Source organism: Heyndrickxia sp. FW510-T9 (genome assembly GCF_058781025.1).
In genome coordinates this window covers 66,511-78,540 of sequence record NZ_JBYSWK010000009.1, presented here as the reverse complement: position 1 = coordinate 78,540, position 12,030 = coordinate 66,511, and the positions used below count along the sequence as shown (strand labels likewise).

The 12,030-nt window shown below is 34.8% G+C and carries 12 protein-coding genes; 8 read left to right on the top strand and 4 right to left on the bottom strand.

Features of this window, described 5'->3' with window-relative positions; translation table 11 throughout:
• Positions 1-34: 34 nt before the first annotated feature.
• The 3 genes from AC3WJF_RS07040 to AC3WJF_RS07030 all read right to left on the bottom strand — a co-directional run bounded on the left by AC3WJF_RS07040 (position 35) and on the right by AC3WJF_RS07030 (position 2,910).
• Positions 35-937, bottom strand: coding sequence for a TIGR03943 family putative permease subunit (locus AC3WJF_RS07040; RefSeq protein ID WP_492450669.1), 903 nt, complete (start codon positions 935-937; stop codon positions 35-37).
• 13 nt (positions 938-950) lie between these two features.
• Positions 951-1,949, bottom strand: a complete 999-nt coding sequence (locus AC3WJF_RS07035; protein ID WP_492450667.1) for a permease — start codon at positions 1,947-1,949, stop codon at positions 951-953.
• Between the two features lie 295 nt (positions 1,950-2,244).
• Entirely contained in the window at positions 2,245-2,910 is a 666-nt protein-coding gene (locus AC3WJF_RS07030; protein ID WP_492450665.1) for a L,D-transpeptidase, read from the bottom strand.
• A 254-nt stretch (positions 2,911-3,164) separates the two neighbouring features.
• On the opposite strand from AC3WJF_RS07030, the gene spoIIP reads away from it, so the two are divergent.
• Together spoIIP and AC3WJF_RS07020 are read left to right on the top strand one after the other, a co-directional pair.
• Complete coding sequence (gene spoIIP, locus AC3WJF_RS07025) at positions 3,165-4,334, top strand: stage II sporulation protein P (protein ID WP_492450663.1); 1,170 nt, start codon at positions 3,165-3,167, stop codon at positions 4,332-4,334.
• A 25-nt stretch (positions 4,335-4,359) separates the two neighbouring features.
• Positions 4,360-5,169: a VOC family protein gene (locus tag AC3WJF_RS07020; protein ID WP_492450661.1), complete on the top strand. Its 810-nt coding sequence runs from the start codon at positions 4,360-4,362 to the stop codon at positions 5,167-5,169.
• Between the two features lie 168 nt (positions 5,170-5,337).
• Here the strand turns inward: AC3WJF_RS07020 and AC3WJF_RS07015 are convergent, their stop codons facing one another.
• Entirely contained in the window at positions 5,338-6,162 is an 825-nt protein-coding gene (locus AC3WJF_RS07015) for a GDSL-type esterase/lipase family protein (protein WP_492450659.1), read from the bottom strand.
• A 302-nt stretch (positions 6,163-6,464) separates the two neighbouring features.
• On the opposite strand from AC3WJF_RS07015, the gene AC3WJF_RS07010 reads away from it, so the two are divergent.
• The 6 genes from AC3WJF_RS07010 to AC3WJF_RS06985 all read left to right on the top strand — a co-directional run bounded on the left by AC3WJF_RS07010 (position 6,465) and on the right by AC3WJF_RS06985 (position 11,823).
• Positions 6,465-6,974, top strand: coding sequence for an RNA polymerase sigma factor (locus tag AC3WJF_RS07010; RefSeq protein ID WP_492450657.1), 510 nt, complete (start codon positions 6,465-6,467; stop codon positions 6,972-6,974).
• Positions 6,971-8,092 (top strand): DUF4871 domain-containing protein, encoded by a 1,122-nt coding sequence (locus tag AC3WJF_RS07005; protein ID WP_492450656.1) that lies wholly within the window; start codon positions 6,971-6,973, stop codon positions 8,090-8,092. The genes AC3WJF_RS07010 and AC3WJF_RS07005 overlap by 4 nt, the downstream gene beginning before the upstream one ends.
• Positions 8,093-8,192: 100 nt before the next feature.
• The gene (locus AC3WJF_RS07000) at positions 8,193-8,972 is read left to right on the top strand and encodes an ABC transporter ATP-binding protein (protein WP_492450655.1); all 780 of its coding nucleotides are present in this window, start codon (positions 8,193-8,195) and stop codon (positions 8,970-8,972) included.
• Positions 8,973-8,974: 2 nt separating this feature from the next.
• Entirely contained in the window at positions 8,975-10,600 is a 1,626-nt protein-coding gene (locus tag AC3WJF_RS06995) for a hypothetical protein (RefSeq protein ID WP_492450653.1), read from the top strand.
• Positions 10,601-10,695: 95 nt separating this feature from the next.
• Complete coding sequence (locus tag AC3WJF_RS06990; protein ID WP_492450651.1) at positions 10,696-11,556, top strand: DUF8832 domain-containing protein; 861 nt, start codon at positions 10,696-10,698, stop codon at positions 11,554-11,556.
• A 153-nt stretch (positions 11,557-11,709) separates the two neighbouring features.
• Positions 11,710-11,823 carry a DeoR family transcriptional regulator gene (locus AC3WJF_RS06985; protein WP_492450649.1) on the top strand — a complete coding sequence of 38 codons (114 nt, stop codon included), beginning with the start codon at positions 11,710-11,712 and terminating at the stop codon, positions 11,821-11,823.
• The last annotated feature ends 207 nt before the right edge of the window (positions 11,824-12,030 follow it).

The following is a 12,030-nucleotide window of genomic DNA, read 5'->3' as shown; positions in this document are numbered from 1 at the left end:
CATATCACTAATTATAGACTAGTCATCCATTTGACTAGTCTACTTTTATGCCTACATCATATACATACGGCTGAGTTGGTTCTTTTATTTTTTGGACGGATGTCACAGCTAGGACAGGAATAGTAGTGCCATTATAAGTCGTTTTGTTTAATTTCCCTCTTAGTCTAACCCAAGTATCATTTTTGAAGTTAGCCAAATCTCCTTTTGCCATAATTCCATAAACCGATGCATCTGCAATACAGCATGTAATAACGAATCTTGCCACTACGATTTGATTGTTAGTAAAATCCTTTTCACGATACACAAATCCTACTGTTTCAATTTCTTTCCCAATGAATTTATTTAAATTTTCCTCAATCAAACCAACTGTCGGAACATATTTAGAGTCATCAATTACGATATTTTTTTCTCGGAACATGGATTGTTCTAAATTGTCATATTCTTTTTGGGTTATATATTGCTGTTGAGTGGAATTAGGTACTGTGTTATTAGTACTACCGTTATTTTGTTGATTCTGTTTCTTTTTGGAAACGTTAGAAGTACTGTTTTGCACGCTACTCTGACTGGAGGTAGTGAGTTGAACTTGACGATTCTTCGCAATAGAACTTCCGAGCGTATGATTGGAAAATAGAAATCCTGAAATGATCGGTATGATAAATAAAGAATAGAAGATCGCGGAACGGAATGTTGTTTTTGGTGGTTGATGTTCTTCGCAGCAATCACAAAGAATTTCCTCACTATCCGATGTTCCGATGAAAATTTGGATAATCCCGACAATGATTAAAATTCCAATGGTAATAGATAAAAATGGATATAATTTTGGGGAGATAAAATAGCTAATTTTCCCCGTAAGCAATAATTTTAAGAAAAATAGACTAAAGCCTATCAGGATGATTCCTCTGAAATACGTATGAAATTTAGCACGAGGTAAGCTCATTCTATCCCACCTTTCAGATTAAAATCTCAAATAATCTTGAAGCTAGATAAACCATACAGCAGGTTGTGATAATGAAAATAATGACAAATTTAAAACGGAAGTAGGCAAATAGCATAATAGTATTTTTGAGATCCAGCATGGGGCCGAGAACAAGAAAAGCAATAATCGAGCCAACACTAAAGGAATTGCTAAAAGATGATGCAACAAACGCATCTGCCTCAGAGCAAATCGATAATACATAAGAAAATCCCATCATAACAGCAGGTGCAACGGTATGATTACTCCCAATTGAAACAAGAAGATTTCGATCTAGAAATGTATGGAAAAGGCTAGCCAAAAGAGCACCGATCAAGAGGAATTTTCCTGTATCAAAAAATTCATCACTGACATGTTTAAAGAATTGTCCTGATTTATTTTTATTGGTTAAAGTATGATGATGGTGCCCTTCTGTGCTGTGCTTTAAAATTGGCTTATTTCTAAAAAGGATAAAAGTAATGGATCCAATCAATAATATTACTAGAAAAGCTAGTACCATTCTTCCATATAAAATAACGTGATTATTTGGAAAAGCATAATAGGTTGATAAAAAAACAATAGGATTTAAGATGGGCACGGAAAGCATAAAAACAATCCCGACATGCTGTGGTAGCCCTTTTTTAATTAATCTCCGGACGACCGGGATAATTGCACACTCACAAATGGGGAAAATGATCCCTAGTAAAGTTGCTGGTAACATCGCTAAAAAAGCATGTCTAGGTAATAATTTTTGAACCATATTATCAGATACGACGGTTTGAATGATTGCTGAAGCAATAACACCTATTAATATAAAAGGTACTGCCTCTATCATTATGCTTAGGAATATCGTATTTACATTAAATAATTCATTAGGAATAAGATGAATCAGCCCTTGATTATTTATATGGTCTGCTGAAAAGAATAAATAAATTAATAGTAGAAAGATTAGGTTTACAATCGTGATTTTTGAGCTTCTAGACAGTATCGCCTTCATTCATGTTCCTCCTAACGAAATAATTATCTCTATAAAGTCTCTTTTCTTATACTTTGTTTCTTTTATAATAGAAAACCTTTTATAAACTACTAAATATGTCTTAAGAATAGGTAACCTTTTAAGAAAAGATGCCCAGAGGAAAAGTCTAATTTAGCATTAAGGACAAAATACAAAAGAAACAATTAGTACGAAAATAGCTCTATTAAATAGTATGTGAATCTTTCATTTTTAGTACAAAATAAAAGAAGCTAACCATAAAAATGGATTAGCTTCTTTGAATAAGTATGAAAATTGACTAACTGCGGATGACCACCTTTGTACCCGTTTGGATATGATCAAATATCCACTTTGCATCAGGAATAGCCAAGCGGATGCATCCGTGCGAGGCTTTTTGACCTAACTTCTCTGCTTCAGTCTTTATAACATTTTTTTCTTTATCCATGGGGACACTATGGAATAGAAATTCTCCATGATTCTTCCAAGATACCCAATACTCTGCCCCTTCTTTGTAGCCCGCTGAGTAAAACCATTCTCCGCGTTCTGGCTGAATATAAAAAGTACCTTTTGGTGTAGAATTGTCTGGATCCGTATCGAGGCCTGATGAAGCAGCCATTGTGTATAGAGTAGTCTGGCCATTTTTTATATAGACTTTTTGATCATTTATGGAAACATCAATCCAAATTTTTTCATTAGCATTTAATGTTGGATAAGGTCCGTCTGAGGGTGCATTCCAATCTATTTTTTTGGGTTGATCCGTTTGCTTATTGGGCTGATTAGTTTGATTATTAGAGGACTTGTTTGCATTTGAATTTAAGGCAGTATTTTTGGTTGGTTGGTCGATTTTTTTTGACTGATCTTTTGCTGGTTGTTTACTCTTATCTGCATCTGTAGTAGAGCAAGCAACTAAGCAAAAGGAACAAATTAAGGTTAAAAAAACTGCATATACATTTCTAGTTTTCATCGTCTGCCTCCTTGAAGAATTTTCTTTCATAGAATATGAGTAAATCGAAATCATTTTGATTATAATTCATTCAACATATTAATGCTAGTTAAAAACCTTATACGAAACAAATAGTATCAGTCAAAAGACAAGTTCAGAGGAGCCAACTCACATCATATGTAAAAAAAGATAATATAAAAATCGGACTATTTTTTCTAATAGATTCTAACCATGAAGTTGCATTCATAGAATACTAGTAATAGGAGGTTAGTCAAATGCTTGAAAAAAATCATAAACCCATCCATATCGTCGTTTTTTTTAGCAGGATATTTGTGGGTGTAATATTGGTGTTCTTATTAGTTATATGTTTAGTAAAGACTCCGCTAAGTCCTTCATCAGCATCGTTAAAAGACTCTATGAGTAAAATAAATTATTCTGGCTTGTTTGTCTATATGCTCCAAAGTGAAAACCACGCGTTGTTTGCAAATAAAAATGTAGATGATAAGATTTCGCTTTCAAAATTTCTATTCACCCTTGTAACAAACATCAATCCCTCGAAATCTATTACCCTTCTTGGGAGTGAAATACCTGGATTGGATGCTTATAATATGGAAATAGCGATTGCAGGAAGAGGGACAAATCTTACGAATCTACCCATCGATCTACCCCCTAAATCGGATGATGATATTACGAAAGAGCGGGAAGTAGCTGATAATCAAAATTTAAATGATAAGGAAAATAACACAGGAGAGAGCAGCCAAAAAGGTCAATCTCCTAATTCTAATACTAACTTAAAAAAAGTAGTATATATCTATCATACACACAGTTGGGAATCATTTTTGCCATTAATTAAAGGTGCAAAAATCCCTGATGACGCAACAAGTACAAATAATAAAATTAATGTAGTAGCTGTTGGAGCAAGACTAACGCAAGACTTAATAGATAAGGGAATAGGTGTGGAACATGATACTAGTAATATGGGTGCAGAATTAAAAAGTAAAGACTGGAACTACAATAATGCATATTCTCTTTCACGTGAGCATGTTGAAGAGACATTAGCCCAGGATAAAGATGCAAAATTTTTAATTGATATTCATAGAGATTCACAAAGGAAATCGATCACTACTGCCAATATTAATGGCAAGAAATATGCGCGGATTGATATTATTGTCGGAAAAGAGAATAATAATTATAAAGAAAATTTAAATTATGCTAAGCAGCTTAACACTAATTTAGAAAAACTATACCCAGGTATTAGTCGTGGTATTTTTATTAAAACTAAAGATAATGGTAATGGTGTATACAACCAAGATCTCTCCAATCGTTCCATCTTACTTGAGTTCGGTGGCGTCGATAATAATTTAGAAGAATTATATAATGCTGTAGATGCGTTTGCTAAGGTGTTTAGTGAATATTACTGGAAGGCTGAACCTGTAAACGGATAGAAGAAAATTTTTGGAGGCAAAAAAAATGAAACTATACTTTGATCACCTTGTTCATTATGTAAACAATCCATTACAAGCAATCGATGCAATGAATTTAATTGGTCTCCATACTTCAGAAGGCGGAAATCATGAAAAATGGGGGACGTACAATTCCCTATCCTATTTTGGACTAAGCTATATTGAATTTTTGGGGATAAGAGATCGCTTCAAAGCGGAAGAAGTAGCAATTTATCATGACCTTACCAACCAGGCTATCAATCTTTTACCTAATACACAAGGGTTTAATAGAATTGCCCTGAGAACAAAACAGATAGAAGAGGTTGCAGAGAGGGCAATAACACTAGGGTTTAAGATAGAGGGGCCAATGAAAGGGGAAAGGACAAGAGATGATGGTATAACAATCCGTTGGAAGATGCTTTTTATCAAGGAGGACCAATCGGAATTGCCGCTGCCATTTATCATTCAATGGGATCAAAGTGATGAAGAACGTAGGCAGGATTTATATGAAAAAATAAACATACATTCCATTGGCAAAGTGGAAGTTCAGGATTTGGTGAATGCTGTAAGCGATATGGAAAAGCAAGCAGAAAAATGGAGCCATCTATTTGGTTTACAAAAAAACGAACCTTATAAAGATAGGGACCTTAATGCAATCTGCATTCAGCTTTCTTTAGAAGGGGGAAATCTCACATTCGCTTCTCCTTCTGGGGACGGTTTTCTATCCGATTATATGAATCAACATGGAGAAGGACCTTTTTTGCTAAGATTAAAAGGTGGGCAGTCTATTCCGGCCCAAGAGATATTAGGTTCATACATTCAAGTAATAGGGACATGAAAATATTTCGTCTACCACAGCAGATTCGGTTGTGGTATTTTTCATTTGCCTGAATTATTCCTTGAACTGCCTGAACTATTCCTCTAACTGCCTGAATTGTTTTCCGAAGCGCCTGAATTATTTATTCAGAAGCAAAGAAATCGGCTATCTCGCCGATTTCCGAAATTATTAAGTCGATTTTGGCCATGGAGTATGCAGAAATTCGTAGAACATTTGCTGTGAAATAGCGAAATATCCTTTTGAATTTGGATGCACACCATCAGGGGAAAGATATTGTAAATGTTTATCATTGATAATCTTCGAAGTTTGCACAACAATTGGCTCATGAAATTGACCAGCAACCTTATAAATATTGATGTTCCACTTCGGTAGTAATTTACTAGCTAAACTATAGAACTGGTTGTTGGGGGTAAGCGGATTATATAATTCCAGATAAACCAATGTTGCTTTTGGATTTAGCTTCTTTATATGATTCGTCACTTGAGTTAAATTATTTTCAAAATCATTTTGTAATGTACTGAAAGAATGTATCGCTTGATAAAAATTTCTTTGCTTGGCTACACGAAGGATGTCATTTCCACCTACATTGATAGTAATAATATTTGCATTTTTTATTTCATCATCAAACTTTCCTTGTTGAATTAGGTGATTAAGCTCCGTACTTGTAATCCCGGGGATACCTTCATTTGTGGAAATAACAGATTTTCCAGTAGCTTGCTTTAATTCATTAGAAAATTTAGTAATAAAATCTTCTTTTTGATTTGCTCCAATCCCCTTAATGACCGAATCTCCAATAGCTAAATGGTGAATTTCAGATGACTTCATTTTAGCAAAGTATTGGATATATGAAGTTTGTCTATGATGCGTGTTTTTTCCATGCAGTGAAGCTGTTTTTTGCAGTTTGTTTATTTGATATTGTGGATAATAGAACCAAATGGCTCCTCCAGCCGCAATGATAATAACAACAATAATTACATATTTTATCCATTTCATATAGCTTCTCTCCTTATATTTTTACATTATTACAAATTTCCCACTATTTCATTCTGAAAATAAATCCAATTAATTAAATCTGTTGTAAAATGGTTTATATAGAGCAAGACAATATCATTTTAAAAACTAAATGTGATTCACTATCTATAATGAAAAGGTTGTTCCCCAACTAATGCAATTAAAATCTGGAAGGCAGACTAGTTCTGTCTTATTTTTGTGTAAAAATTATTAATAAAACTGCGATATAAAGAAGACTGATTCGTCTAATTATTCAAGAAGACCAATACGGAGGGAGTAGAATTGTGAATAGTAAAAAGATCATTTCCGATTGGTTTCATCAATATAGCGACGATATTTATCAATTCTTCCTATATAGGATTCGCCCGCATGATGTGGAGGATCTTGTACAAGAAGTATTTATTCGAGCGATGAAGGGGCTAAAATCGTTTCAAGGAAACTCTAGTCCCAAAACATGGCTATTTAGCATCGCTCGAAATGTAGCAATTGATGAAATCCGAAAGAAAAAGCGAAATAAATGGAAAGAACAACTATCTTATGAAATGAACCAAGAACCAATTGATCATCAAACACCAGACTTCTTCTTGCAATTAAGCGAAGAAAATAAACATTTGTATAGCTCCATTCAATCCTTAAAAGGGAATTATCGAGACATCTTGATTATTAGAGGAATCAATGAAATGTCAACAGAAGAAGCTGCTACAGTTCTAAATTGGAGTGATAATAAAGTTCGCTCTACTTATTACCGAGCAAAAAAAGCTTTGCAAAAGCAGTTAGGAGGGACAGAGCGATGAACCATCCAAACGAAGAATCAATAGAAAGAAAGTTGAAAGAATTACCTAAACCGAAGCTGAATACGGATGTAAAGAATAAAATTTATTTTTCCTTAATGGAGGATGCTCAGTTTGTGGAGAAAAGAAGAGCGTTTCAGTTTGATACAAGAAAGCTAGTATTTTCATTTGTCGGAATCCTAACTTTCATTATTTTTAGTTTCGCTATGATCACATTGATGCAGAAACAAGGTAATAATACGAACACGCATTCATTTACTTTAACAATTGATGACAAGGATAAAGTCAATATAAAAAGCCTTATTCCATATAGAGAAAGTTATGTAGGAGACAACAGCGCTGTAGGAGGAATCCTCCGTCAATTACCTGGAAAGGATTATTTTAAGGGACTTTCCTTAAGTACAAATAAAGAACCGTACGGAATTCATGTGGATTATCATTCGAATAAAAAAGGCGTCGATAAGTATTGGAGTGGGGAAAACTCAGACAGAATTTTCCTTTATAATGCAACCACATTATTTATACTGGTTCGAAATGTCGATGAGGTCTCATTTGATGTCAAAACAAATGATGGAACACGTTCCTTTCATGCCTCTAGAAAAGAATTGGAAAACTTCTATGGAGTACCATTACGAGAACTATCAAATAGCCAAACGCAGTGGGAAGAACTGTTAAAGAACACTTTTACCGATAAGGAAAAGGTGAAAAGTTTCTATGACAAACAAATTTTTAATAATGTAGTTTGGACATTAAGCCCAACATTCCAATCAGATAAAAGTACATCGATGATTGGGAAAAAAGGGAGATTAGGGCTATTTGGCCCTGATACTGCAGCAAAAAAAGTAGATAAATTTATGTGGGGATTTTGGGGAAGTACAGCCGAACTACAAGGTCCAGTGAAAATAGTTGGAATGAAAAAGGACACAGAACAACTATCGAAAATTCTGTACGAAACAGATTTAAGTGAAAATGTATGGGAAAGTAACATCATAATGGGTCCGGTGCATGGGGCGGATATGCATACCCCTTGTAACATGATTTTTCCGAGTTCGGGAATATGGTGTTTATATGTGTATTTAAACAATAAACCTTTTGATTATATTGTAGTGAAGGTTCATTAAGCGGGTAATGCGGGCATTACCCGCTTTAAATTTGCTTCCTCTTTACTTAGGAAATATATGCTAAAATATCAATATATCGACTAAAAAGTGGGTGTTGGTGATGGGAGAAGAAGTATTAACTATAAGTGATTTACGAAAGGATTATGGCGTAAAGGAAGTATTAAAAGGAATTAACTTAACCGTTCAACGTGGAGAAATAATTGGTTATATCGGACCGAACGGAGCTGGAAAAAGTACTACGGTAAAATTATTGCTCGGTATTGAGGATGGTTATTCCGGTGAAATAAAGATTTTTGGCAGGGATATCGCTGATGGCAATATAGATTACAAGAAAAGAATCGGCTATGTTCCTGAAATTGCCGAAGTATATGATAATTTAACCGGACATGAGTACTTAACTTTTATCGGAGAGCTTTACGGATTAGATTTTGAACTTGCAGACTATAAGGCAAAAAGTTTAATGGATTTATTTGGAGTTGGGGAAGTGTACTATTCACGAATTGCCTCCTATTCAAAAGGGATGCGGCAAAAGCTCCTTATTATCTCCAGTATGCTTCATAACCCGGATATTTTATTTTTAGATGAGCCAATCAATGGGCTGGATGCTAATAGTGTTATGATATTCAAGGAAATTCTTGCACAGTTGGCTGCACAGGGCAAAACAATCTTCTACTCTTCACATATTATGGATGTGGTGGAGAAAATCAGCAGTCGCATTATTTTACTACATGGCGGAAATATTGTTGCAGACGGCAGCTTTACAGAACTTAAGAATCAGAATATGGAAGGAACGCTGGAAGAAATCTTTAATCAGCTCACTGATTTCCATGAACATAAGGAAATTGGTGAAAGATTTGTCTCCGTCGTACAAGGGGTGTAGGGATGGAGGAGATTCGAACTTTAAAGTTATTAGATAAATTTAGCGGTCTTTTTCAAAAGTTTGGGGTCGATTATCCTACCATGAGGAAGATCCTTCAAGTAAAACTCATCATGGACCAGCGCAGAGTTCCTACTGTATTTAACCAACAAAGAAAGAAAAAGAAAGCACATGACGAAGGAAATGGATTTCTAAAATCGCTTTGGATGTATGCATTTTTTGGGTTATTCATTATCCCGTTTATTGTTTCCGGTGAAAATTATCTTTTTCAAATGAGTATTATGTTCGGTTATGTGATGTTTTTAGTTATGACATCGATGATTTCCGATTTTTCATCGGTGTTGCTTGATATTCGTGATAAAAATATTTTACATACACGGCCGATTGATAAAAAAACGATTAGTGCAGCAAAAATGATGCATGTGTTCATTTATTTGTTTTTCCTAACAGCTTCCATTGTCACCATTCCGCTGATTGTTGGTCTTTTCAAACACGGGATATTGTTTTTTCTTTTGTCTATCATCCTGATCATCTTGCTGGAAGCATTCATTCTTGTTATAACTGCATTGATTTATATGCTAATTTTAAAGTTTTTTGATGGCGAAAAGTTAAAAGATATTATTAATTACGTCCAAATTGGATTATCGTTCACCATCATGATTGGCTATCAGGTGCTTGGGAGGTCCTTTCAGTTTATTAACCTCCACGTGGTTCTTACGCCAAAGTGGTGGCAGATTTTTATCGTCCCGATGTGGTTTGGTGCGCCATATGAAATGATTTTAAACAGGCATTTCGATTCATTTAATGTGATTTTCTCTGTACTCGCAATCGCTGTTCCGATACTATCTTTTTTAATATATTTGCGTTTTGTACCGTCTTTTGAGAAAAACCTGCAAAAGCTTGCAATTCATAGTGTTCTGAAAGAAAAGAAACGAAGCAAAATAGGTAGTGCGCTAATCAACATAATATGTTCCAGTAAAGAAGAACAGGCATTTTTCCGCTTTGCTAGTTTAATGATGAAGAATGAGCGCGATTTTAAGCTAAAGGTGTATCCATCATTAGGCTTCGCAATCATTATGCCATTTATATTTCTTTTTAACATTATAAGTGTAAGTAGCTTTTCCAGCCTCTCAGCTGGGAAAGGTTATTTATCCATCTATTCAAGCATGCTTATGATCCCAAGTGTTATCACGATGCTAAAATACTCTGGAACATATAAAGGTGCATGGATATATAAAACAGTGCCTCTCGGGCAATTATCACCGGTATTTAAGGGGACATTGAAGGCATTTCTGGCACGTCTTTACATGCCGTTGTATTTAGTGCTTTTTACCTTATTTGTGGTGATTTTCGGGGCAAGGGTTATTCCAGACTTATTCTTGGCATTCTTGATTTCAACTTTCTACACCATCATTTGTTTTATTATTTTAAAAAAGACCATCCCTTTTTCAGAGAGCTTTGAATTGGTCGGACAAACAGAAACTTGGAAAATCATTGTATTGTTAATCCCGATATTGATCTTTGTTGTACTACATTTCATCAGCACATTTTTTAGTTTCGGTGTCTATATTTATATAATCATAATGCTTCTTGCCAACCTTATAGTTTGGAAGAAGAGTTTAAATGTCTAATCCTATTTGGAAAGGGCATTTTCCTTTTTACAGCTAATTCACGTACTTCCCATTTTTAGGTACTTCATTTTACTTTACTATTGTACAACCTTATAATGTTAGTGGATAAAATATTTATTCAGGAAGGAGAATGTCACCTGAAACGTTACTTATTCTCTGTTTTGTTAATTGGAACTGTTATCCTATCAGGCTGTAGTGGTGCGGTAAATGTATCAATGTCCCAAATGGATCAAATGAGCATGGGTTCGATGCAAGGCAAAGTGGCACCAACGAAAGCGGATTGGACCATCCCTAAGGAAATTAAACCAAATCAGGATTTCCCAATTTCTGTTGTCATTAAGGATATGAAAGGGAAACCGATTCCGAAATTTGATTTAGTTCATGAAAAATTAATGCATATGATCATTGTTAGTAAAGACTTATCGTATTTTACCCATATTCACCCTAAGTATAAGGGAAACGGTGAGTTCGATATCACCACTTCCCTGCCTGCAGCTGGTGATTATAATGTCATTACAGAGTTTACCCCAAAAGGCTCAGAGGATAATGGTCTCCAAAGAGAGTGGGTTCATGTGGAAGGAGATGCTCCTGCCCCAGTCCCGATTGAACCGGACAAACATATGACAAAAGTGATTGATGGAAAAAAAGTAACACTTTCCTTTGATCATATTATGGCAGGCATGAACTTAGATATGAAGTTTACAATACGTGATGCCAAAACAAATAAACCGATTACGAAATTAGAGCCTTATATGGGGGCAATGGGTCATGCAGTTGCGATAAGTAAAGATTTAAAAGAATATCTACATATCCATCCAATGACCTCAAAAGAACATGGTCCAGATGTAACATTTATGGTATATTTCCCAAAAAAGGGTGTCTATAAAATCTGGGGACAATTTCAGTATGAAGGAAAAGTATTTGTAGCTCCATTTGTTATAAAGGTAGATATGTAAAAAGCGGTGTCAACAAGATGGGTGCCAGGTATCCATTTTGTTGACACCATTTTGTTTGAAATAATTCAACATTTTTTCACAAATAATCACATGAAATGGGTTAATATCTAATATATGAAGAAGTACTGTAGAAACTAGTATGGGAGGATTGAAATGCTACCTGCCCAAAGAAAACAGCAAATTTTAACGTGGCTTGAGAAGGTAACAACGATAACCGTATCAGAACTCAGTAAAAGACTCGATGTTTCAAAAATGGGACACGATTAGTGCAAAAATTACCTATTATTTAATTGGTGCTGATTTTCACATGAATTGCTGCCAGCCACAAGCAATTGTTTTTGAATCATACAAGCAAATAGAGCAATTTCAAAAGGCTTTGGGGAGCAATCTTTTCCTTTGAAGAAGCAATTCCGGAATTAAAGAAGCTTATGAGAAACTCACATTCCAAGCATTGTTCCTCATGAACTGGAATGT

Coding starts and splice junctions, on each gene's coding strand:
- AC3WJF_RS07040 (WP_492450669.1), bottom strand. CDS start 937: ATGAGCTTACCTCGTGCTAAATTTCATACGTATTTCAGAGGAATCATC.
- AC3WJF_RS07035 (WP_492450667.1), bottom strand. CDS start 1,949: ATGAAGGCGATACTGTCTAGAAGCTCAAAAATCACGATTGTAAACCTA.
- AC3WJF_RS07030 (WP_492450665.1), bottom strand. CDS start 2,910: ATGAAAACTAGAAATGTATATGCAGTTTTTTTAACCTTAATTTGTTCC.
- spoIIP (WP_492450663.1), top strand. CDS start 3,165: ATGCTTGAAAAAAATCATAAACCCATCCATATCGTCGTTTTTTTTAGC.
- AC3WJF_RS07020 (WP_492450661.1), top strand. CDS start 4,360: ATGAAACTATACTTTGATCACCTTGTTCATTATGTAAACAATCCATTA.
- AC3WJF_RS07015 (WP_492450659.1), bottom strand. CDS start 6,162: ATGAAATGGATAAAATATGTAATTATTGTTGTTATTATCATTGCGGCT.
- AC3WJF_RS07005 (WP_492450656.1), top strand. CDS start 6,971: ATGAACCATCCAAACGAAGAATCAATAGAAAGAAAGTTGAAAGAATTA.
- AC3WJF_RS07000 (WP_492450655.1), top strand. CDS start 8,193: ATGGGAGAAGAAGTATTAACTATAAGTGATTTACGAAAGGATTATGGC.
- AC3WJF_RS06995 (WP_492450653.1), top strand. CDS start 8,975: ATGGAGGAGATTCGAACTTTAAAGTTATTAGATAAATTTAGCGGTCTT.
- AC3WJF_RS06990 (WP_492450651.1), top strand. CDS start 10,696: ATGTTAGTGGATAAAATATTTATTCAGGAAGGAGAATGTCACCTGAAA.
- AC3WJF_RS06985 (WP_492450649.1), top strand. CDS start 11,710: ATGCTACCTGCCCAAAGAAAACAGCAAATTTTAACGTGGCTTGAGAAG.